This is a genomic window from Runella sp. R0.1_18, from assembly GCF_057652155.1.
Genome location: NZ_JBYFCK010000003.1, coordinates 558,488 through 583,600 on the forward strand (window position 1 = coordinate 558,488; position 25,113 = coordinate 583,600).

A 25,113-nucleotide genomic window follows, 5' to 3' on the forward strand; every position below is an offset into this window, starting at 1 on the left:
ATGGTACGATTTAAAGGCTGCTTTTTTGGCTACAGCCGCCTCGTATTGGCTTTGTTTCAATTCCAAAATGGTACGATTTAAAGTTTTCGGGAGCTTTGTAGGCCAAATGTTTCTTGTTGTGTTTCAATTCCAAAATGGTACGATTTAAAGCTTTTGGCTGATACGCTGCGCCGATTCCTTCTCGAGTTTCAATTCCAAAATGGTACGATTTAAAGATTTCTTGGTCGTATTCATGCTTTTCTCCGTGGGTATGTTTCAATTCCAAAATGGTACGATTTAAAGTTTATCAAATTTGGGAGACTCTTACGATCAACTTTGTTTCAATTCCAAAATGGTACGATTTAAAGTTTTAAGGGCCAATGGGCGGTAAAATCTTCGGGAAGAAGTTTCAATTCCAAAATGGTACGATTTAAAGCGTTGTCGGAGGCAGCTTTCGCCACCTGTTTGTAATGTTTCAATTCCAAAATGGTACGATTTAAAGAATGCGCTATTACACAGAGGGGCAACCGCGTCTATGTTTCAATTCCAAAATGGTACGATTTAAAGTATCATGGTCAAGTACGAGAATACGACACCGAAACTATGTTTCAATTCCAAAATGGTACGATTTAAAGATACTTACTGACCCGTCAAAGCGGGAAGCGTTCTTGTTTCAATTCCAAAATGGTACGATTTAAAGTTGCCTTGGCTAGATCCATGATGCCGCCATGATGGTTTCAATTCCAAAATGGTACGATTTAAAGTGGCCTTTGTCAGTTGGGTCTATATTCAGTGCGGGATGTTTCAATTCCAAAATGGTACGATTTAAAGATGGTACTAGATTTCAGTGGCGCAAAAGCCTCTTTCAAGTTTCAATTCCAAAATGGTACGATTTAAAGAGGTGGCCACATCTATCAGGAACACGACAATGATGTTTCAATTCCAAAATGGTACGATTTAAAGATAGCTGAACTCGGCACTTTCGGAGTTAAGCCAAAGTTTCAATTCCAAAATGGTACGATTTAAAGCCCGTATTTTCCTGACGCGTCCCCATAAATGTAAATGTTTCAATTCCAAAATGGTACGATTTAAAGACGAAGACCCTAGCACGATACTTGAAGGGTACTGCTGTTTCAATTCCAAAATGGTACGATTTAAAGTGTTCAGGATAGTCGAGCCACTTCCAAGAAAGATTCGTTTCAATTCCAAAATGGTACGATTTAAAGTGATTATTTATTTTCTTACTCTACCATTAAATGCTCTTGTTTCAATTCCAAAATGGTACGATTTAAAGTTCGCGTACCATAATGCGATGTTTCTCAACTATTTCTGTTTCAATTCCAAAATGGTACGATTTAAAGTGAAACAATGCGCACACAAATCAAAAACCTTGCCTGTTTCAATTCCAAAATGGTACGATTTAAAGAACTTATCCCTCCCCTTCTCCGTCCAAACCCAGATGTGTTTCAATTCCAAAATGGTACGATTTAAAGCTTGGTGAACTTAGCAAATTTCTTTTGGGCGCTGGCGTTTCAATTCCAAAATGGTACGATTTAAAGTGACTTTCTCAACTTGCACATCCTTCCATCTGACTTGGTTTCAATTCCAAAATGGTACGATTTAAAGACAACCGTTGCGAAGAGTACGACGTGTACAACATGTTTCAATTCCAAAATGGTACGATTTAAAGCTCGTATCGGTTTTTATAAACCTCCTTATTAGAAATGTTTCAATTCCAAAATGGTACGATTTAAAGAATCGCAGCGTCTGCTAACTCATCCTCTACCGTATCCTGTTTCAATTCCAAAATGGTACGATTTAAAGGTTTGCGAAAAGAGAGCAATCGTTTTGGCAGTTGCGTTTCAATTCCAAAATGGTACGATTTAAAGCATCTAATAGGCGATAGTTGTGCATATAGAAATCCTTTGTTTCAATTCCAAAATGGTACGATTTAAAGAAGCGTAACCCATATTTGGCAACCGCCCGGGATTTGAGTTTCAATTCCAAAATGGTACGATTTAAAGCCAAGGTAAAACCAAGAGCGAAGCACAAAAAATCGCGTTTCAATTCCAAAATGGTACGATTTAAAGTTCTATATATTCCTCCTCTAAAATCTGCTTTCCTTGTTTCAATTCCAAAATGGTACGATTTAAAGCCTCTCAAAGCAGCCGAAACCATCACCAAAATCACGTTTCAATTCCAAAATGGTACGATTTAAAGTTATCTCGATGCTACTGGTAGAGGCAAACCAAGCTAGTTTCAATTCCAAAATGGTACGATTTAAAGACGCTTACTTTTTCCATAGGTTGCGGTTAGGCTCTAATGTTTCAATTCCAAAATGGTACGATTTAAAGACCACTCGGACAACGTCTTGCTTGGTAGTAATTTTGTTTCAATTCCAAAATGGTACGATTTAAAGTGCTCTATGGTATCGGCTTTCTGCGAAAGAGGCAAGTTTCAATTCCAAAATGGTACGATTTAAAGTACAAGGTAGAACAGTAACGACGCAGGGCATAGAGGTGTTTCAATTCCAAAATGGTACGATTTAAAGTGAGGATGCGGTAGAAGTATATGAACTGGATTACACGTTTCAATTCCAAAATGGTACGATTTAAAGCTACCTTTTGCTCCACAGTTTCTAGCTCAACAACTGTTTCAATTCCAAAATGGTACGATTTAAAGGGCAAAGACGATGCCGCAGGAGTTGCGTATTTTGCGTTTCAATTCCAAAATGGTACGATTTAAAGTGTGCAATCTTTGAACATGAAAGTTATAGTTCTACATGTTTCAATTCCAAAATGGTACGATTTAAAGTTGCCACTACTACGAACCGCATTGAGCAAGTTGTTAATGTTTCAATTCCAAAATGGTACGATTTAAAGCCCAAACACCGCTGCGCTATCGGCGACACGGGCGAACGTTTCAATTCCAAAATGGTACGATTTAAAGAAGTAGTTTCTTTGTCGCCTAACCCGTGGGTGAGAATGTTTCAATTCCAAAATGGTACGATTTAAAGGTATCAGGAAGTTACAGCGCAAAACGGAATGACGGGTTTCAATTCCAAAATGGTACGATTTAAAGGACACGGAAACAGTGCCTTACATCGGCACAAACGGGTTTCAATTCCAAAATGGTACGATTTAAAGAACCCGTTTAATGTTGCGGGCGAATCCGTTAATATGTTTCAATTCCAAAATGGTACGATTTAAAGCCGCCTTGCTGCAACTTTTAAAATTCACGAAGCAATGTTTCAATTCCAAAATGGTACGATTTAAAGATTATCTTGAAGTAAGACATAACGGTTTGGTTTTGTGTTTCAATTCCAAAATGGTACGATTTAAAGATTCTCCGTCGCATTTGTTTTTGTGCGGGAAAACAAGTTTCAATTCCAAAATGGTACGATTTAAAGTTGAAAGCCTCAAAGAGTACCTTTCAGACCCTTTAAAGTTTCAATTCCAAAATGGTACGATTTAAAGAGGCCATTGGAATACGCGCAGACGAGGTTGATAGAAGTTTCAATTCCAAAATGGTACGATTTAAAGCTAAGGCGAAGGGGTGGTGGGACGAAGAGCGACCCATGTTTCAATTCCAAAATGGTACGATTTAAAGAAGCGGAGCAAGAGAGCTACCTACGGCGCTACTACAGTTTCAATTCCAAAATGGTACGATTTAAAGGCAAGAAGAGTTGTTGCAATCCGCCCTCAAACTAATGTTTCAATTCCAAAATGGTACGATTTAAAGAGTCAGAGCGCTCCCTATTGCGCTTTGCGCTATCTGTGTTTCAATTCCAAAATGGTACGATTTAAAGCTTACTTTTTCCATAGGTTGCGGTTAGGCTCTAATGTTTCAATTCCAAAATGGTACGATTTAAAGTAGCGGCTTCTGCTTTAGCTCTTTCGGCGGCGGCTTTGTTTCAATTCCAAAATGGTACGATTTAAAGAAGACGACGATATGCTTATGTACACCAAGCTAATCGGTTTCAATTCCAAAATGGTACGATTTAAAGCCAACCCCCCAAACGTAGCCTCGTATTTTGTACCATCGTTTCAATTCCAAAATGGTACGATTTAAAGAAGTTGACGAAACAAAGCTCCACGATGCAAGCTAGTTTCAATTCCAAAATGGTACGATTTAAAGACCTGTTTGGCCTTTAGCCAAAGCTGGTCTTCTGTTTGTTTCAATTCCAAAATGGTACGATTTAAAGTCGGTGCTGGAGTTTGCGCAGTCGAATGAACAGGCCGTGTTTCAATTCCAAAATGGTACGATTTAAAGTAGGAGGTTGTCTTTCTGTTTAGTTTTCATCAACAAAGTTTCAATTCCAAAATGGTACGATTTAAAGGGTTATTTAAAAAAATTCTTGACCGACATAAAAAAGGGTTTCAATTCCAAAATGGTACGATTTAAAGAAAACAGGCAGCTCTTACAATCAAAAAGGGACTCTGTTTCAATTCCAAAATGGTACGATTTAAAGGAGAAATTCGTTCAGCCAACTCTTCGCGCTTTTCTTTGTTTCAATTCCAAAATGGTACGATTTAAAGTAGTCGATAAGTTTACGCCAGAGACTCGCAAAATTATGTTTCAATTCCAAAATGGTACGATTTAAAGCATTGTTGTATGGTTTTTGAAGTTCAAGCTATCACTGTTTCAATTCCAAAATGGTACGATTTAAAGATTATCTTAGGGTCGGGTGGAGTATTTAATTTTGCTGTTTCAATTCCAAAATGGTACGATTTAAAGAAAAATACGCGTGGTTTGTCTCATTTGATCCGCGCAGTTTCAATTCCAAAATGGTACGATTTAAAGCCGCTTATGCCCTGCCATTGGGAAAGACCGTTTCAAACGTTTCAATTCCAAAATGGTACGATTTAAAGTCCTGAGTGATTTCGAGTTGGAATAAGCGACCGTTGTTTCAATTCCAAAATGGTACGATTTAAAGTTAAATAAACAAAGCATTTTTAAATTCCTCCGTCGGTTTCAATTCCAAAATGGTACGATTTAAAGACCAAGCCCTTTTGTTGTGGCTTTTGGAAGGTGAGTTTCAATTCCAAAATGGTACGATTTAAAGCAAAAGTTTTCCTGCCTACTTTCGGGGTCACTTTTTTGTTTCAATTCCAAAATGGTACGATTTAAAGTTAGGCGCGTCGCCTAGCGTAGTTCTACACAGCGACGTTTCAATTCCAAAATGGTACGATTTAAAGTCCCGTATTTTCCTGACGCGTCCCCATAGATGTAAATGTTTCAATTCCAAAATGGTACGATTTAAAGGAAACGCGTCTCGCTCAATCATACACGCCCCTAAAATGTTTCAATTCCAAAATGGTACGATTTAAAGGTGTTCCGCAAGTATCAGGGCAACAACGAAACCTGTTTCAATTCCAAAATGGTACGATTTAAAGTTTGCTCCGTAGGCAGCATCTAGTTCGTCCTGAGGTTTCAATTCCAAAATGGTACGATTTAAAGCCGAAATGAGTTTGAGGGATTCGGCAATGGTTTGGTTGTTTCAATTCCAAAATGGTACGATTTAAAGAAAAATCTGATTTCCCCTTGTAATCAATATACTCAAGTTTCAATTCCAAAATGGTACGATTTAAAGAATAGAAATATATCCCTGGCATGGCTTATGTGTTTCGTTTCAATTCCAAAATGGTACGATTTAAAGACTCGATGGGTAATTTGATTTTAGTTCCTATCCCTTTGTTTCAATTCCAAAATGGTACGATTTAAAGCAAAAAGCATGACACAGTGGGTTGAAGCAATTGTGTTTCAATTCCAAAATGGTACGATTTAAAGTATTTAACTTTCATTTTCTTTATCAATATCAAGCAAGTTTCAATTCCAAAATGGTACGATTTAAAGTGCCCATCTTTTCCATTTTTGTAGATTGTTTGAGGGTTTCAATTCCAAAATGGTACGATTTAAAGAATAGGCAAACTGAAAAACTAACTGCCCCGCGTTGTGTTTCAATTCCAAAATGGTACGATTTAAAGAATCCGCGCCGTATCGTGCTAATTTAGATTCAATGATAGTTTCAATTCCAAAATGGTACGATTTAAAGTGAAATTAACAAGGTTGGAAACAGCTTTGTACTAAGGTTTCAATTCCAAAATGGTACGATTTAAAGAACCTGTTACGAGACATTCAGAAGGTATTTAGACTTTGTTTCAATTCCAAAATGGTACGATTTAAAGAATAGTTGGTGTATCGGGTTTTACCTTCGTTTTTAGCGGTTTCAATTCCAAAATGGTACGATTTAAAGTCCCCAAATATTACATTCTTTGTAGTTAGTGCTGTGGTGTTTCAATTCCAAAATGGTACGATTTAAAGCCCGCAGGTACTTGTGCTTCGGTTTCATAGACTTGTTTCAATTCCAAAATGGTACGATTTAAAGGCATAGAAATCGACCAACTTTAACCAACTAAACAAAAGTTTCAATTCCAAAATGGTACGATTTAAAGCCTACTCAGGATTCATTGGAATTGATTTCGATGAGCTGTTTCAATTCCAAAATGGTACGATTTAAAGATGACATCAAGGCTGTCTTCGACGTAGGGTGGCGTGTTTCAATTCCAAAATGGTACGATTTAAAGAGCAAGTCTGAAACCGACGCTCTTTGCCACTGCGGTGTTTCAATTCCAAAATGGTACGATTTAAAGTATGAAAGTTCGTCGTAATCTGTCATGTTTTCTAGTTTCAATTCCAAAATGGTACGATTTAAAGTAATAGCCTAAAAAATATGAGTAAAAGAGCTTATTTGTTTCAATTCCAAAATGGTACGATTTAAAGATAGAGTCGAAATTAGCCCGTTACGGTGCAGAATTGTTTCAATTCCAAAATGGTACGATTTAAAGTACGCCTGTATCTATGCACCATTCAGATATATTTTGTTTCAATTCCAAAATGGTACGATTTAAAGAAAACCCCTGCCCAAAAGGTCGATACCTGAAAAAGTGTTTCAATTCCAAAATGGTACGATTTAAAGAAAAATGTGGCGTTATGCACCCAACCGACGCAATCAAGTTTCAATTCCAAAATGGTACGATTTAAAGTATCACGAATAGCAATACATCCGCAAAAACTGTACGTTTCAATTCCAAAATGGTACGATTTAAAGCTGCAAGGCTTTTAACTCCTTTGGTCTTATAAAAGCAGTTTCAATTCCAAAATGGTACGATTTAAAGCAACGGCCTTTCTATTACAGGCGTAGGGCAAACGGGTTTCAATTCCAAAATGGTACGATTTAAAGTTGGGTCGCTCATTGCCATTACAGCGGGTATTCTAAAGTTTCAATTCCAAAATGGTACGATTTAAAGAAGGCAATTTTTTACGTGGCTGCCTTTGTCGTAGCCTGTTTCAATTCCAAAATGGTACGATTTAAAGGGTGCCGACGATACCAACCCAAAGATTGTAGGGCTGTTTCAATTCCAAAATGGTACGATTTAAAGTTCATAAGTAACTTGTGTTAAAGCCCTATCTCATGTTTCAATTCCAAAATGGTACGATTTAAAGAGATACACGCTAACATCAATGAAGAAACCTTCTACGAGTTTCAATTCCAAAATGGTACGATTTAAAGAATCGGCGCGCTTGGTCGGCTTTCGCACCAAACTGGTGTTTCAATTCCAAAATGGTACGATTTAAAGACACTAGGGGAAGAGCTTACTGAAGTTCAGGCCCGTATGTTTCAATTCCAAAATGGTACGATTTAAAGGGTCGCTTCGCACCATTCGGCCAGCTTGGTGTCCAGTTTCAATTCCAAAATGGTACGATTTAAAGTTTTCATAAGTAACTTGTGTTAAAGCCCTATCTCATGTTTCAATTCCAAAATGGTACGATTTAAAGAATGACGCCGCACATTGGCTGGTTAACACTTATATAAGTTTCAATTCCAAAATGGTACGATTTAAAGAATAAACCGCGCGCCCTCCTGGATCAACGTCCCCAGTTTCAATTCCAAAATGGTACGATTTAAAGTCGCCAACCTTAAAAAGAAACTGACTAATATAGAATAGTTTCAATTCCAAAATGGTACGATTTAAAGACTTCCTTGGTACGCTCAAGACCTTCCTTGGGATGTTGTTTCAATTCCAAAATGGTACGATTTAAAGACTTAAAAGCTCCCTTAAATATGCACAATTGCAATAGTTTCAATTCCAAAATGGTACGATTTAAAGGCCGTGATGATAGAGGAAGGATGGACGACCACCCTGTTTCAATTCCAAAATGGTACGATTTAAAGTTAGAAGCATTTCAAAGAGAGATAGAGGGGCTAGAAATGTTTCAATTCCAAAATGGTACGATTTAAAGAGGAATACAACAGCTACAACAATCAGGAGTACGCCAAGTTTCAATTCCAAAATGGTACGATTTAAAGTTTACGGGAAAAATGCAGCTCTTTGTGGCATAGACTTGTTTCAATTCCAAAATGGTACGATTTAAAGATCCATTTATGGACGGTCTAAGCATGAACGTTTGCTTGTTTCAATTCCAAAATGGTACGATTTAAAGTTTGTAAATTTTGTAGAAATTCAAACCCCAAAAAAGTTTCAATTCCAAAATGGTACGATTTAAAGTCTTTTTATCAAGACCCTAAACACCGCACCCGACCCGTTTCAATTCCAAAATGGTACGATTTAAAGTCCAACGAAGTATTTAACGAAATCTTACCTTTTTTGGTTTCAATTCCAAAATGGTACGATTTAAAGCGAATCAGCGGCTGTCTCATTGGATAGTGCCTGTTGTTTCAATTCCAAAATGGTACGATTTAAAGTTTAGGGTTTCAGTTAACGACAGGATTGTCGTTGTTGTTTCAATTCCAAAATGGTACGATTTAAAGATTGTTTCTATTGCTTCGTGACTTGCGGCATTAGCGGTTTCAATTCCAAAATGGTACGATTTAAAGTGTACCACCGCTTATGATACCTAAGTCTTCGTTTGGTTTCAATTCCAAAATGGTACGATTTAAAGAAATGGGCGGAATCAAACGTCTGTATCTTGTACTTACGTTTCAATTCCAAAATGGTACGATTTAAAGTATCCCCTGCGAGTTTTAAGCCGCTTGCGTCTTTTGGTTTCAATTCCAAAATGGTACGATTTAAAGAACAAGGCGATTTTTTGGAGGCAATCATGTTTGACAGTTTCAATTCCAAAATGGTACGATTTAAAGGCGTGGCGGCGGCATGATGTTCACAAACTTTGACATGTTTCAATTCCAAAATGGTACGATTTAAAGCCAACGCCCCCCGCGCGGTCTTTTCTTTCTTTACAATGTTTCAATTCCAAAATGGTACGATTTAAAGTTTTGTAAACGAAACAACGGCAGCGAGTTTAAAGGAAGTTTCAATTCCAAAATGGTACGATTTAAAGTTTAAATTAAGGACTGATTTACCACAAGAACTTTAGTTTCAATTCCAAAATGGTACGATTTAAAGCAAAAGTACCAAAATCAAACAAACCAACTGATCAAAAGTTTCAATTCCAAAATGGTACGATTTAAAGTAGTTGAGCGAAAAACAAAACTAGACCGCTCAATTATGTTTCAATTCCAAAATGGTACGATTTAAAGAGGACGACTTCCTAAAGCAAGTTCTTTTAAACTTGTTTCAATTCCAAAATGGTACGATTTAAAGTGGAAGTAGTCTAGCTCCCACAACCGCCAATACTGCGTTTCAATTCCAAAATGGTACGATTTAAAGTGGGAGAGGGTCTTGATAAGACGCTCAAAGAAATGTTTCAATTCCAAAATGGTACGATTTAAAGTAGCTAACTGTAATTGTTCTTCTGGGGTCATTGCTCGGTTTCAATTCCAAAATGGTACGATTTAAAGCCGTGACCAAGGGCGAAGAGTCTGGAAAGTACGAAAGTTTCAATTCCAAAATGGTACGATTTAAAGATTTCCAAGAAATGGTACTTTGTAGCCCCAAAAATGTTTCAATTCCAAAATGGTACGATTTAAAGCAAACGTCTTAATCGTGCCTTTTACGTCGGTCGTAGTTTCAATTCCAAAATGGTACGATTTAAAGTTAAGCGGCCTAAAAGACCGCTTGACTAGCGGTAAAATGTTTCAATTCCAAAATGGTACGATTTAAAGAGAGGCGGTGGATGTAATGGTCACGGTAAGTGGCATGTTTCAATTCCAAAATGGTACGATTTAAAGTCTGTTTTTGTACCATTGCCAATCATTTCAACGATGTTTCAATTCCAAAATGGTACGATTTAAAGGATAAATGGAAACAAGGCGAATTTATGCTAGATGTAACGTTTCAATTCCAAAATGGTACGATTTAAAGGTTCAGGTTAATGTCAGTGAGGAGGGTGTTTTAGCTAGTTTCAATTCCAAAATGGTACGATTTAAAGACAGCTTGACAAAACCTACAAAAGTCCAGTACTCTTTGTTTCAATTCCAAAATGGTACGATTTAAAGAAAATTCCCTTGTTCGTTGGGGGCAAAGACAAAAACGTTTCAATTCCAAAATGGTACGATTTAAAGAGAAGGGTATATTGGATTGCGCGATTTCTCTGGAAGTTTCAATTCCAAAATGGTACGATTTAAAGAAATTGATCATGGTGAATCTAGCCATAAAATTATGTTTCAATTCCAAAATGGTACGATTTAAAGCAAATCTGTACCTTACGTAGTAGGCTCACCTGTACAGTTTCAATTCCAAAATGGTACGATTTAAAGGCAAAACTGATAACCGACAGGCAGAGAAAAGCTAAGTTTCAATTCCAAAATGGTACGATTTAAAGAAAATTGGATTGCTGAGAAGTCTATAAATTTTGCAAAGTTTCAATTCCAAAATGGTACGATTTAAAGTGAAAACGAAAAAGACAGTGCGTGCGAATGGTGAATGTTTCAATTCCAAAATGGTACGATTTAAAGACCATGAACATCATTACTTCGTAAGTCTGTAACGCCGTTTCAATTCCAAAATGGTACGATTTAAAGAGTTCGGTTGTCAAGGGCAATGTGTTCGTGCTAAAGTTTCAATTCCAAAATGGTACGATTTAAAGGCAAAAGAGGTATTCAAGACGCCCGACGGGAAAGCCGAGTTTCAATTCCAAAATGGTACGATTTAAAGAAAGTATTTGGATCAACTGGACAAACTAGCCATTTAGTTTCAATTCCAAAATGGTACGATTTAAAGGTGGTTAGTTACACAGGCCTCCGTCCTTTCTCAATGTTTCAATTCCAAAATGGTACGATTTAAAGGGCGATGGCCTTTGTAAACATCTACGATTATCCGTTGTTTCAATTCCAAAATGGTACGATTTAAAGTGCCCTGTTTGGTAATTGGCCTCGCCCGCACAGGCGTTTCAATTCCAAAATGGTACGATTTAAAGAGGACTTGAATTGAATCCTAGTTCATACCCCGCAAGTTTCAATTCCAAAATGGTACGATTTAAAGCAATCGTTTTCTACACCTTTACGGTGAGCTTCTTTCGTTTCAATTCCAAAATGGTACGATTTAAAGCCGTTGCAAAAACGGCTATTTTGGCTCAATTTTAAGGTTTTTTGCGGTATTTTTCAACTAAAAAATCGTCGATGGCCAATGACTCGATTATACTAGACCATCGACGACTGCTCATTATCAATCACTTACGCCAACATCAAGGGTTTTTATAGTCAATATGTCAACGAACTTTTGGGCATTTTTGCAACTTCGACGACTTTGCACTCAAAGAAAGTTATCAATTGAGCTTCGTTCTACCCCAATAATCTCTTTGTCGAGCCATCGCTCGTTCCGACTCTTAAATAGGATGACGCTGTCTTGATCTTCGTTCATAATCGCCCGCGCGCCTATCAACATTTCTTTCAACTTCGCTTCCGTGATTTCTCCTTCAAACACCGAATTTTGAATCCAATTCAGGTACTTGCGACAGTGTTTCAGCATCTTTGCCACTCGTTTTTCGCCAATATCATACACCAATATTACATACATAGCGCTTTTCCCCTCCCTACTGGGGAGGGACAGGGAGGGGTTACCATAACATTTTAAAAGGTTTATACACTTCCATACCCAGCAGATGTTTTTGCAGTTTGTAGCACTCTAGTTTTACTAAATGCTTATAACTCACGTTTCTACCCAACGAACGATGTTTAAACGTATCTTTCAATCGCTCTTCAAACGCTTGTACAAATACCTTTTTTGCCCCTTCTTTCAACACGCAGCGGTTAATATCCTGGCGAAAATCGCTGGCTTGTATCTGTTTTTTGTTCAATACCGTAAAAATTGTTCGATCCACCAACATGGGTTTGAATATCTCCGACAAATCCAACGCCAACGAATACCGCCTCGCCCCAGGTTCGTGCAAAAAACTAATGGTGGGGTTGAGTTGGGTGTGATAAATCTGATCTAAACATACGGTATAACACATCATATTGCCAAACGAAATCAACGCATTCACCTCGTTCTGAGGCGGTTGCTTACTACGATTTCCCATGTCAAAATCGTTGATTATTTCCCCAAATGCCCCGTAATAAGCTTGTCGGATATTGCCTTCGATGCCCATCAACTCCGCAATGTTTCCCGCATCGGTAATCGACGGCGAATAACTTTCGATTTGTTCTAGCTGCTTGCCAACGTCTTTGCCGCGCCCTTGGTAGTACTTCAGGTTTTTGGTCATGTTAAACGCCGCCCCTTCCACCAAGGTCTTAGCTACGACCATCCTTTTTTTGTCGGAGAGGTAATGGCGCGTTTGTTCGACTTGCATTTTGCCCGCCAACAAATACTCTTTTGCCATAAACGAGCCCGTATAATGTTCATAATAATCGAAAAAATGAACCGATACGTGGTTTTTACCCAAAAAGTTGTACATCGCGCTGTTGGCATCCAAACTTCCAAAACAATACAGGTTGTCCACTCCCTCAATGGGGATGTAACGTGGTTGGCCTTCATTGCCTTGCTCATCGACGGGCACAAAACAGAGCGTGTTGTCTTTGCGACTCAGTCGGCCAGGGTTAAAGAGATAATAGCTTTTTTTCATTTTTTGTCTTCCAATGGTTGTTATTCGTCTCCCACCCAGCAAAATTCAAAATAACTACAAGCCTTACATTTTGAAATCGGCAACTTCGGCGGACACTGTTCTTGTTCGAGTACTTCCCTGATTTTTTCGATATTGGCTTCAATTCGTTGTACGTCTTCTTCGCCAAGTGTCACCCGTTCGGTTTGGCGTAATTTGGGGTATTCGATCACACCATGGCTGACTTCCACGCCATTTTTTTGCAACAAGTACAAATAAAACTGCACCTGCGCCACGTGCGCCCATTCTTTGGCCGCCGACTTCTTAGTTTCATGAACAATCCCGCGTTTGGCGTCAAAAAAATCTATTTTAGCCGTTAGGACAACCTTTTCGTTTTCAAGAGGGAGCATTATTTCCAATTCCTCGTTTTTATCGGCCCGAAAAGGGTAACTCTCCTCCCCTATCAGCTTGCCTTCATACACCACCTCCGAGGTATGTTCCATCCGAATCGCATGGTAGTGCAGCCACATTTCTCGTTTGCAAATGTGGAAAATGTTCATGAGCGTGGCGTTGATGTTCATAGGAAGAAATTATCGGTTACGTCGATTGCTTTTTCATTTAATCCACCGCCTAAAGTGTAAACAGGCGTTTCCAAGGTCAATGCTTGTTCTGTCACTTTTTTAAATCCTAATTCTTCTTTCAAAAAGCCCTGACTTTCCAAATTTGGGATAATTTTTGAATGGGCAAACAAAGAAAAAGTGAACTTAGACAAAATACCCTGCAATGTGCGCAGTTGATTTTCTGCTTTTAAATCAAAACCTTTCCGCTCATTTTTGGCTTTAATTTGGCGAAAAACCAAATTTCGATACAGTTCCCAAACTTCTTTTCCATCTATTTCTTCCCTCGCTGTGGGTGAAATTTTGAATGAATTTAGGAAACCTAGCTCATGTTCCGAAAAAACTAGCTCCATTTTCCCGTTTTCACTACCATAAACTTTAATGGGGATTGCTAGAGGCACGAAAACTGACTCATTTTGTTGGTTAATAATTTTGAAACCGCTATCCACCTCTTCAAATCTCAATTTTTTAATCGCGGGTTCATAGCCATTTGTAAAGTTATCAGCCCAATTTCCTTCGTTAATCTTATCAATTTTAGAAAACACTTTTTCGTATAGAAACTTAAAATCTTTGTCTCTCAAAATTGTCTGTTGCTCTTCAATTGAGATTTTTTTTGTCTCTTGAAAACGATGATCGGCTTTGTAAAGGACATCTGCTTCGTCCAGATCAAACAAATAGACTTTACACCCTTCTTTGCTCGCATTGCGATTGACACGCCCTGCTAATTGTTCGTCACTATCAAGCAATGAACGGTTTTTAAAACCTAAATCCATGTCAATATCCACTCCCGCCTCTACAACCTGAGTGGTTATTAACAAAATGTTCTCCCCCCGCTTGCTGCGTTTGATTTGGTTGATAATTTGCCTACGGCGAGGCTCTAATATTGTCCCTGACAAAACCAAAATAGCATCAAAACCATTGTTGGTTCTGCCGCCAATAAGTTGCTGAAAATCAGAAGCGGACTTTTTATAAATAAACTCTACGATAGTTCGTACACTCCCTTTTTCTGTCGCATAGTCCTGTGATTTTTGAATAACAGCATTTGCGAGTTCTTCCAACTCTATTTTACCTTGAATCAATTCAAAATCGAACGTAACGCGTTCGGCGAAATTTGGGTTCAAAATATACTTTCGAGCATTAGGTAACAATTCAACAAAATCAGGTTTTTGAGATAGGCCAATGTCCAAATCACTGATTTTAGGTAAAGTCGCCGACATCAACACAAAACGAATGTTAAAAAACTCAGCATACTGACTGATAAAATATAACATCTTATCCCACAATTTTGGGTTATAAGATTGCACTTCGTCAATAATCACCACTGAATTTGCCAATCGGTGCAATAAATAATTCGTCTCTTTCCTGTTCGTTTTCAGAACTTCAAAAAATTTGACATGCGAAAGAACCGTAATTGGATAAAGCGCAAACAGATGATCAATAAAATCCTTTTTATCATCCCCATACTCGCCATCTTTTTGTTCCTCTTTTGAAAGTTTACTGTAAAAACCCGCCTTGGAGTGCATTTCAACCAATTCGTCGTCTTTCAAACCAAGCGTCTCTTTCAACGCTTGGTACGTTTGCGTGATAAGCGTTGTGAAAGGGAAAACATAAAATACTTTGTTCAGTTCTGGATTGGCTATTAAGAGTTCTGTTAGCGTTATCATCGAGAGGTTAGTTTTTCCTCCTCCTGTGGGTGCTTCTATATAAAAAAGGCGTTTATGCGTATTTTTCCGTACCGTTTGAATCAATTCAACCGCCATTTCTTGACGAAGACGATTCAAATTGTCCTTTGACTTTTCAGTTGGAAAGGTAAAGCAATACCCTTCCAAGGCTTCATAAGCTTGTTTATTATGCCCGTTTGAACGTAAATACTCAGTAAACTCAACTATTCTTTCTCGTTTCAAAACACCAAAATCATTCGTAAGTGCTTCGCCCATGTACTCATGTGTGGCTAAATAATCCGAGGCGGTTAAAAGTGAAAAGCTAAGTTTGATTAGCGCAAACAGGGGAAAAGTAGAGGAAACATTATTAAAATAATCTTCAAACTGTTCTCCAAGAAAATAGTCCGACATTTCCTCATCAAAATCTACACTGTACAACCTTAAATATTCACTTAACTCATTGTACCATTTGTGCAGCGAATAACGTCGAAAATCTTCCAAAGGGTCACTTAACATAGGCTTATGATGACAAAAAATTGGGTACGACAAGCCATACATACATAAAGCAAGTAGCCCTTCTTCTTCTTGCGATAGTTCTAATTCAACCAGTTTTTCTAAGTGGTATGCTAAAAAAATATAAGTACCCAGAAACGAATGCCCGTAAGGAGGGTTCAATGTCAAAGAAGAGTTTTCAGAAAAATGGTGCCCATTTTTCATTCTCATTACCTGAAAATTCTCATTCACTTTTCCAAAATCATGAAAGGTAACAACATTAAAAAACATCAGCTTAATGAAGTTTTTCACCTTTTCTTTCTCATTAGAGTTCACTTGAGATGCGGCTCCTTCCACCAGTTCATCTATAATATCCTCCATTTTATGCTCACTGTATAATGACTTAAAGTAGTCAAATACAAGTTCGCAATGTTCTGAGAGAGTTTCAGGGAGTAACTTAATCACATTATCATTATTGGGTGGCAAGTGCGCCCAATAATGATGATGTGATTTCAAAATCAACTGTATTTTGATTCGGCTAGACTCGTAATTTGTAATAGTTAGCATTTTACACAAACAGTTGTATTAGTTTTCCTTTTACTTCTTGACTACTTATCACGTATAAATCATGAATAGTCGACTCCTTTGAAAATAGCCAATCAGAGTAAGCAAAATCAAACAGCACATATTGAAACAGTCGCTCATCAAATTTTTGAGGCAAACGTTCAAAGTAGGTAAAACTTCCTTTTCGCTGAATTTCATTTCGAGTTCTAAATGAGGGCTTCAATACGACTCTCTGGTTTCTAAGAGGGTCTTCTCTGACAAAAACAGAACTCACCTCAAAATCGACAGAGTAATCAAAGATTTGAAACGCATACTCTCGAAACGTATTTTCTCCTTCCTCAGTTAGCCAAGAAGCTTGAAACTCATTCTTGCCTAAATAAGGAATATACTCAGCCTTTCCTTCTTTGAGGTTTCGATAAAGGTGCTCTTGCTCGCTCTGTTCTAAATTCAACAACACATAGCATCGGTATGCAGGCCGAATCAGCATAGTTTCTTCCACCAACAGGTTCCCGTCGAGGTTGGCATAACCTACAGTATTGGTGTACTTGATGGAGGTTTTTTGAAAATTACCGCGTTCATGGTACCCTTCCAATGGTTCGATACCCACAGGAACGCCCTTTAGTTTTTGGTAATATTCAGGAAATTCTCCTTTCTTCTGATAACCTGCTAACCCTATAATAGCCCCCAAAATTCCTAATAAAGCTGGTTTGTGTATCATGTTGTACGACAACAACAAACCGTCGTTATAATCAGGTTTTTTGAAAAATCCGAAATCTGCACGCAGGTCAAACGACACTAATTTTTCAGTACTCATACCTTTATTAGTTCAGTTCGAGTTGCTGCGCATTCTGGGGTGCATTAATAACCGTTGTTACTTCCTTGTTGAAATACAACTCAATGGTTTCTATTTCAGCAGCAATGTGCGGTTTTGATAGTAATGAAGCCACTTTGGCTAAATCTACTTCTCGATTTTCATTGACACTGACCAATTCCACAAAAGATGGCAACACAAGTTTAGAGCCTTCTTTCAACTGTACCCAAAGCAATAACTCATTTTCTACCCCCGCCTTAGAAGCCGAATCATAAAAGGTAGCTCCGCAACGAAGTGCTTCTTTCAATTTGGCAATGTCGTCGATGGTAACTCCGTCACTCCCTGCGGCTTTATTAAAATCTTCCAAATTACGTGGATTCACCGAGAGATGATGTACGTAATGCCCCTCTTTAAGTTTGAATTGTGTACCAAGAGTGGTCTGCATGGAATCAGTACTTTTTTCGTTCGAGTTCCGAAAAGGCGATGAAATCTGTTCTGAATAAATAATACCTTCTACAAACTTGTTAACTCCGTGCGTAAACTGAACTGGTCCATGCAATGAAAGATTAGCATCTTTACTGGCAAATGTTCCACCAAATAGTCGTATATCAATACAATTTAAGAGATTTCCTAAAATTTGTTTGCGCACTTTTACCGCCCCATCTTTCCCTTTTTCAGCTACAGGAAAAGCCCCAAAATGATTGACATAATTTTGATCAAGGTCACGGGGTTGCATCTCGTCATTGAGGCTTTTGAAATAAAATACTTTTTCATTCGCAAAATGCTTGCTAAGATAATTACGTACTGTGTATTTCAAGGCTTTATCTGTGGCATAAACAGTCCCGTCGGGAAGGGTACGCGGTTGATGGGTAAAATCCGCGTTGTAATTTGCATTAATGGCTTTTACGATAACACAGCCAAATACTCGGTTGTTGAACGCTGTACTCATGTTAATAAATGATTATGTGGTTTATTCTTCTGTTTCGTTTTGAGTTTCTTTAATTTCATTGTTCTCTTTATCGCTAAAAAGCTCATTTTCTGAGAACACCCCTGCCAAAATAGCCGGTATCAAGTCACGTATATTCGTTTTAGTTTCATAATCAAGTACTTCGGCAAATGGTGTACGAAACTTCGTCGAAAAGTTTTCGTGTTTGTACGTATCAAATAGTCGCGCAATCGCTTTATTCAATTCTTTAGACTGAACTTGCTGCATAAAAGGCTCTAAGCGTTTGTAGCTGCGGTCAGCAGTTTTACTTTTTCGTAGCAAGTAATAAATCACCTGCCCGACCGCAAAGGCATATTGTTCGTCGTTTTCAATGGAGGCTTCTCCCTTAGCCAATTGCTTCATGTAAGCCCGATGAGCCTGTAATTTGCTTGCCATAGTTTCTATAGTTAAAGTAAGTTGGTTAAAGTTTTCTGAAAGACTGAACCAGATATTTAGCTTCTGACGAATGCTAACATTCTGGCTATTAAGGTTATTTTTAAATTCATCCAAACGAATATCATCAAGAATGCTACTCAACATAATTTTATCAAATGTATGTTGGTTGACCGCTTCTCGTTTCGATTTATAGATAAAATCGTAGAAGGCTTTCCGATAAGTCATAACCATAAGAAACGTAGCATCCGACTTACAGTATTTTGCATCTATATCATCAAAATAACGGTGTTGAAAGTCTCCCGTCTTGGTCTTAACAATTAGTGCATTATTAAATACAGGTAACAGGACGGCATATTGAAAGTCAAAAACATTTTCAATGTGTCTCCGATAATTTATCTTAAATAGGTCTTTTATTTCCCAAGCAGCGCCTTTTTCATCTTTCAGTTCGTACTCAAACTTAGGGACAAAATCAAAATCTTTAATTTCTCCCGCTTGATAGAAAAGTAAATAATAATTACCAAGTTGGTCTTTATAATCTTTGTAGAGGTCTTCAATAATCTCTTTGTAACCTCGCCGTTTTCCTAACGCTGCATCTTGCTTGAACAATGAAATAGAGGCATCTCGTATATTTTTCTTACCTTCCGTTTTGAGTTCATCTTGATGAATAAAGATAGGAAGCGGACGCGGCAGAATATTACGTCCAATTAAGTCCTGAAACTCATACAAATGCTTCGCCTCCTGAGCAGAGATTCTCCCCGCAATATCAAATACAGCCGATTGGTGCGTCAAAAATGGCTTCTTAGTGGGATACCCATTAAAAAAATCGCTGGTACCAAAAGTTGTCTCTTCTACTATACGATTATATTCGTTGGTATTGAACAACTTATCTGCCAAATAGACATCGTTCGCCTTTTGGTATTTTTCAGTAGGTTCATCTAAATAAAAAATAACATATTCAGCATCTTTCATCTCAGAATAAACTGGAATATGGGCTAACCACGAGTGGAACGATTGCTCTGAATTCAATGCGTACTTAAACAACTCTACCCGCTGTTTATCCGTTTCATTTTGGAGCAAGTCCGACGCTTTACCAAAATATGCACTTATACGCTCATATACCTGTGATTTTTTGTCTTTGTGGTTTTTTACGTACTTTTCTCCGTTTACTAAGTTTTCCTTCTTAATAGCCAAACAATAGGGAGAACATGAGTGTATTGCTTTCGTCGGTAAGTCAAAACATTTATTAGTATTCACGCACCACGACAATTGAGCCAAAGAGGCGCAATGTCCAAGCAATATTTCTTCTTCTTGTGTCAGGTTTTTGCTTTTAGTATATACCCACCCCACTAAAGATGACTCATCCATAAATACGCAATCCTCTTCTTGCCGAACTTTCAGCAGAATATGCAGCCCTTCTTTAGGCTTCACTCCTAGCCCCTTAAACTCAGAATCAAGGGCTTGTACAAACGTTGATAGTTCTTTAATCATGTGCTTTATTATTTAGACTTCATATTAGTCATTAGTAATTTTTTTGTATTACTTTTAATAATTCCTTACATTTACCATAATGTGCAGAAAAATAGGATTTGAAATTTAGTTATTTTATTGAGTTACAATCAAACAATCGTACCACTTTCTGTCAAAAACTTATCAAACGGTAAACCCTTATGCCCGAAACCCATTATTTCTTTATCGACGAATGTGGCGACCCAGAGTTTTATGGGAAACGAAAAAAATTGTTGGTCGGGACGGAAGGGTTCCAGCCTTTGCTTATTTTGGGTATGGTCGAAACACCGAACCGCAAAACGCTTCAAAAAGCTATCTTGGAACTCAAAGCCGAAATCTTGTCAGATCCTCTTTACAATACAATTTATTCGGTTTCACAACCCGACTTTTCATGCTCGTACCGACCACTCCGACATTCGCCACCGTTTCTTCCAATTCCTTCGGCAATTTAATCCTTCCGAACTTCGTTTCCACGCCATTATTGGACGCAAAGATCTAGGCATTTTCAACCGTAAGCATAACAATAATCCCTCCGAATTTTATTTTGACCTCGTTTCTCATTTATTCCAAGAGAAACTAAATCCTGGGCATAGCCATTCGATATATTTAGCAGGCAGGGCCAAGTCGGGACTGCACAAACTCGTCTCTTCGATTGACCAAGCCATTGAGAACGATGCCAAGAAAAAAGGACTTGAAAAACAAAACATTCAGTATAACTGCAGTATTGAGCCCAGCTATCAAATGCCCGAATTAAGCATCGTAGATTACTTTCTGTGGTCTTTACAGCGTTATTTATTAAAGGGAGAAATCCGCTTCTGGCAAAGCATCGAGCCTTTAGCAGGTGAAATTGTCGATTTATACGGAGAAAGCCCAAAAGTATATGACGGTGAGACTCACTTACTGAGACTCGATAAATTAAAACCGCCTTTAAATTTGTGAGGACACAAAAAAACTGATACATCTCTTCGCCCCCGTACCAGTACTGGCAACCCCCATCAGGAGATGAGTTGTGTAAGCGACCAAACGCATCAGTCAACCACAAAGATACTAGATTTCTCATCGTCAAAACGTATTAGTGTCGAAACTTTTTCATTGATAAAACCTCATTCTACCACCTCCACACACCCACATCCCATCGAACAATACTTCCCAAATCCACCCAAATAGCCTACATCGATGAGTTCGGGAGGAGCTGTGAGCGCAAATGTAAAGTTGTGGTAACCAATCACTTTTGTTTGCGCCTTCTCATTGCCTTCTTTGGCCAGAAATCCTCGTTTCTTAATCCGTTCGGGGTCGCTTAGTAACTCAAACTTAACCAGTCGCTCGGCAATCGCTACGTCCATTTCCATTGAAGGTTGCACCGAACGCAGTTTATCGACCAAATTCACCGCAAAAAATCGCCCAAAATCAGCGTCCGTTGGGGTCAAGTATTGATCCAAATCATCTACTTTTTGAGCTACAACCATTGGCGACAGTGTACGAAATGTCATTGAACTCTGCAACGTGGGCAGGGGGGCTGTCTCCACGCGTTCTACCACAAAATCGGCCCTGCATTCCCGATTATAAATGCTCAGTTGCTGCTGTTGAAACAGCCCAACGATAAAATTTTCGGCTGCTTTGTCCACATAAAACGAGATATAAAGCACCAAAAAACCCGAACGCAGTACCATATACGTATCTCCTTTTTTAATGGGTTCAATGCTTGGTATTTGCAGAGCCGAAAAAGTAAAGTGCTTAAACGCCTTACGACTCTCGGGCACTTGGTAGCCTCGTTCGTGCAGAAAACCCGCATACGTAGCGTCGGCATTCGCCAACCGACCGTATATCCACGCTTGCAGGGGATATTGGTAGTTGAATACTAAACGCTGACGGTCTTGAACGGGGGTTAACGTGAGTTTGAATCGCATGAATTATGTCATTTTGAACGCTAATTTATGCCATAAGTTAGTTTAACGAGAACTTTACTTATGTTTTACTAAAAAAATAAAAAAAACAACGCCGAGACGAGTGCCTCGGCGTTGTCAATTCAATCATTGATTATTCAAACCCACCAATAATCTTTAAGTGGTATAGTCCATGGTCGATCGACGATAGTCCAGCGTTTTTACGTTACTCCTGCCCATATTATGGACTGTGGACTAAGGTCTGTCAACTATTGACCTACAACTAATTCGCTTGGAGACGCGCTAGTTTTGTGAACGCTTGCTCCTTGTATTTTCCTGTCAGTGTTAGTGATACAGTATTTCCTGATTTAGGGGCTGACAGTCCAAATTCAGCCCACGTTTTTGTAATCGTTGCGCGACCTTTGGCGTCGGTTGTCACGTCGGCAATTTTTGTTCCCGTGCGTGTCGTCAATGCCAAACTCAACCCCGTAAGAGGAATAGAGTCAATGCCTTTCTTGTAATCCAATATATTGGTTTTGTCCAATTCAAAAATCCGAACGCTTATCGTCGCCTGGGCACTTGAAGCAGAAGACCTTACGGTAGGCTCGGTTGTAAAACCTCCTCCATCACCGACAGCATTGTCAAACACTAGCAATACAGGCGAAACAACTCTGTCCACAAAGGGGTCTTCTACTTTGCAAGATGCTGCTGCCAAGGCCGTAGCCACAAATAAGAATATTTTCAAAGTTTTCATTGGTTCATCAGTTTTGTTGAAACATTCATTCTAACAAATTTTCGTTGTTCTTTTATGCTTTCGACAAGCGAACAGTTTTTCGTCCCAAAAAGGTTGGAACAAAACCCACTAGCATCAAAACAATCCCCGTAATGGCAATGGTACTGGTATGGGCAAAAAACGTTCCCGTTGACAAGATTCCTAAAATAAGTAAAGTGGAAAAAGGCAACGAAAAGGCCATGACCAACACCGCTAACTCGGCATTAAACGTGCGGCGTTCTTTGGGAATCTCTAGGGCTTCTTCGCGTGAGTTGAAAGCTGAGATGTGCGCAAATGGCCAAAAACTTGCCGAACTCAACGGAATTACGGTGGCCAACAAAATCATTGTTGGATCATGAATCCCCAGTAGCGTGATTATAGCGGCGCTAAAAAGCATCGTTAGCCCTGCACGAAATACCAACAACGAAGCAATAAGTCTTTTTTTACGTTGTTTTAGTTGAACAGCTACCCCAATAAAAATCAACACCAACGGCGTCATCATTGCGCTTGTTTTGTCAAATACCTCCTGAACAATCATCGGGAGTGCTTTAAAATTTAAGCCTAAGCTCAACAAAACCGCCGCCGAAATAATGATGATGTTGATTGGTTCTTGAATGAGGTTCATCAAAAGACTTTTGATTTTTTCACCCATTTTAGTTTCCTCCGATTTGGTGTTTTTGAGGAACATATTCATGGCAATCACGTACAAGAAAATCAACACAAAAAACTTATTTCCTACGTCGCCAAGGGCAGCCATCGCGACACTTTTTTCACCCAAAAATTCGGCAATAAACGGAAAGCACGACAAGCCTGGCGCCAAGGATGGCAACAACATCACCAACGTACGTCCCATTGAACTGTCTTTTTCGATGCCAAAAAAAGGAAAGGCCAACGGTGCCGTGAAATACATAAAAAAGTTAAACAACAACGTCAACGCAGGCACCACAATCAGCTTTGCATCCACGTCAATTTTCATCAAAGCAATAAAAATCGTAGCAGGGAGCGCCACCGAAAGCACCATTTCCTTGATTCCGTTGGTTTGTTCTTTGTTCTTAAACTTAGAACGTAGTATAAGACCTAACCCAATCAAAGCGAGCAGGGTTATGGCTTTTTGTAAAGCTTCACTCATAAGTAAATGTGGAAAAGTAGCAAATCTTGGGCGTAGGTAGGTTCACTACCTACGCCACTGACTTTGATTTAAAATTAGCTTATCGCCTCAAGCGTACTTACAAACTGCTTGATTTCGTCCATCGTACCCATACTTACGCGGCACCAAGGTTTGCCCTGAATTTCGTATCCGCGTACCATGATGCCTTTCGCCATCATTTTTTGGAGCAATTCTTTGGTCGGAATGTTGATGGGGAAAATCACGAAGTTGGTGTATGAAGGCACGTATTTGTACCCCAAACGATCCAAGTTTTTGCAAAGATACGTCTTCACTTCGTGGTTTAGCTTACGGGTTGTGTCTTGGAACTCCGCATCGTCCATACTTGCCACCGCTGCGGCAATCGACGTTTGGGTGATTCCCATTCCACCACGGGTAATTTTCTGAATTTTATCCAACGTGGCAGGGAGGGCCGCTACGTATCCTACGCGCAAACCTGCCATACCCATAATTTTTGAGAATGTACGGGCGATGATAACGTTTTTCTTTTGTGCCAACAACGACACCATACTCTGAGTATCAGCACCTACGGCCAATTCGAGGTAGGCTTCATCCACAAAAATGGGTACTTTTTCAGAAACACGTGAGCAGAAATCCATCAACTCTTTGCCCGAAGTGATGCTACCCATTGGGTTGTTAGGATTACAGATATAAACAAGTTTGGTGTCCTTGTCAATGGCCGCTTCCATTGCTTTCAAGTCGTGCGACCAGTCACCTTTACACGGAACAGCCTTCCAGGTAGCTCCCGTAGCCTCGGCTACTTTTACCAATGACATATAAGTTGGGTCAGCCGAAACTACATTTCCACCTTTTTGGAAAAGTACGATGGCCACTTTCTCTAACAAATCCGACGAGCCAGGGCCCATCATGATGTGGTCAGGTGTAACGCCTTCTTTTTTAGCAATTTTTCCAACAAGGTTTTCTAACTCTTTCCACGAATAACGGCTTCCCGTAGCAACTGCATCCGCTACTGCCTTGCGAGCACTCATCGGAGGACCGTAAGGGTTTTCGTTGGCATTGATACGCACAAGGGTTGGAGGTGTTTTAGGCGGGTTTTCCAACACCGTTTCTCTGAGTAAAGGGCTATGAAATATGTTACCGTTGGTGTCTATACGTGAAGGTACATTTGCGAAGGCACCTACTGCAGGAGCAGCGGCCATTCCTCCTAAGGTCATCAAACCTGATTTAAGTAAACTACGGCGGTTGATAATCTGTGTCATGTGTTTGTGAGTTTTTTTTGAATTGGTGGTTTAGCTTGTGGCTTTTGTTGGTATTTTGTTATGGTGACTCTAAGTTAACTATTTTATTCACAACTACATAGC

12 protein-coding genes and 1 CRISPR repeat array (1 of these 13 running past the window's edge) are annotated in these 25,113 nt (G+C 39.0%); of the genes, 1 reads left to right on the forward strand and 11 read right to left on the reverse strand.

The annotated features are described in order from the left end of the window. Positions 1–11,450: direct repeats of the CRISPR family, unit length 30 nt; unit sequence GTTTCAATTCCAAAATGGTACGATTTAAAG (it extends 2,640 nt beyond the left edge of the window). A gap of 204 nt (positions 11,451–11,654) precedes the next feature. Genes cas2 through AC23P2_RS07775 form a run of 7 tightly spaced genes read right to left on the reverse strand, consistent with a single transcriptional unit; the run spans position 11,655 to position 19,953 of the window. Then, entirely contained in the window at positions 11,655–11,918 is a 264-nt protein-coding gene (gene cas2, locus AC23P2_RS07745) for a CRISPR-associated endonuclease Cas2 (RefSeq protein WP_487772653.1), read from the reverse strand. 40 nt (positions 11,919–11,958) lie between these two features. Continuing rightward, positions 11,959–12,963: a type I-B CRISPR-associated endonuclease Cas1b gene (gene cas1b / locus AC23P2_RS07750; protein WP_487772654.1), complete on the reverse strand. Its 1,005-nt coding sequence runs from the start codon at positions 12,961–12,963 to the stop codon at positions 11,959–11,961. Between the two features lie 20 nt (positions 12,964–12,983). Further along, positions 12,984–13,520 (reverse strand): CRISPR-associated protein Cas4, encoded by a 537-nt coding sequence (cas4, locus tag AC23P2_RS07755; RefSeq protein ID WP_487772655.1) that lies wholly within the window; start codon positions 13,518–13,520, stop codon positions 12,984–12,986. Next, entirely contained in the window at positions 13,517–16,225 is a 2,709-nt protein-coding gene (cas3, locus tag AC23P2_RS07760; RefSeq protein WP_487772656.1) for a CRISPR-associated helicase Cas3', read from the reverse strand. The genes cas4 and cas3 overlap by 4 nt, the downstream gene beginning before the upstream one ends. A gap of 52 nt (positions 16,226–16,277) precedes the next feature. Further along, positions 16,278–17,087: a CRISPR-associated protein Cas5 gene (gene cas5, locus AC23P2_RS07765; protein ID WP_487772657.1), complete on the reverse strand. Its 810-nt coding sequence runs from the start codon at positions 17,085–17,087 to the stop codon at positions 16,278–16,280. A gap of 7 nt (positions 17,088–17,094) precedes the next feature. Continuing rightward, entirely contained in the window at positions 17,095–18,033 is a 939-nt protein-coding gene (locus tag AC23P2_RS07770; RefSeq protein ID WP_487772658.1) for a type I CRISPR-associated protein Cas7, read from the reverse strand. A gap of 21 nt (positions 18,034–18,054) precedes the next feature. Beyond that, on the reverse strand, positions 18,055–19,953 hold the full coding sequence (locus AC23P2_RS07775) for a hypothetical protein (RefSeq protein ID WP_487772659.1): 1,899 nt from the start codon (positions 19,951–19,953) through the stop codon (positions 18,055–18,057). 231 nt (positions 19,954–20,184) lie between these two features. Here AC23P2_RS07775 and AC23P2_RS07780 point away from each other — a divergent pair, with 231 nt between their 5' ends. Next, on the forward strand, positions 20,185–20,910 hold the full coding sequence (locus AC23P2_RS07780) for a hypothetical protein (RefSeq protein WP_487772660.1): 726 nt from the start codon (positions 20,185–20,187) through the stop codon (positions 20,908–20,910). A gap of 164 nt (positions 20,911–21,074) precedes the next feature. On the opposite strand, the gene cas6 is transcribed toward AC23P2_RS07780, so the two are convergent. The 4 genes from cas6 to AC23P2_RS07800 form a co-directional block, all read right to left on the reverse strand. Continuing rightward, positions 21,075–21,878, reverse strand: a complete 804-nt coding sequence (gene cas6 / locus AC23P2_RS07785; RefSeq protein WP_487772661.1) for a CRISPR-associated endoribonuclease Cas6 — start codon at positions 21,876–21,878, stop codon at positions 21,075–21,077. A 259-nt stretch (positions 21,879–22,137) separates the two neighbouring features. Beyond that, positions 22,138–22,608: a hypothetical protein gene (locus AC23P2_RS07790; protein ID WP_487772662.1), complete on the reverse strand. Its 471-nt coding sequence runs from the start codon at positions 22,606–22,608 to the stop codon at positions 22,138–22,140. Between the two features lie 52 nt (positions 22,609–22,660). Beyond that, positions 22,661–23,755 carry an AEC family transporter gene (locus tag AC23P2_RS07795; protein ID WP_487772663.1) on the reverse strand — a complete coding sequence of 365 codons (1,095 nt, stop codon included), beginning with the start codon at positions 23,753–23,755 and terminating at the stop codon, positions 22,661–22,663. Positions 23,756–23,829: 74 nt separating this feature from the next. Continuing rightward, complete coding sequence (locus AC23P2_RS07800; protein WP_487772664.1) at positions 23,830–25,011, reverse strand: pyridoxal phosphate-dependent aminotransferase; 1,182 nt, start codon at positions 25,009–25,011, stop codon at positions 23,830–23,832. Positions 25,012–25,113: the final 102 nt, after the last annotated feature.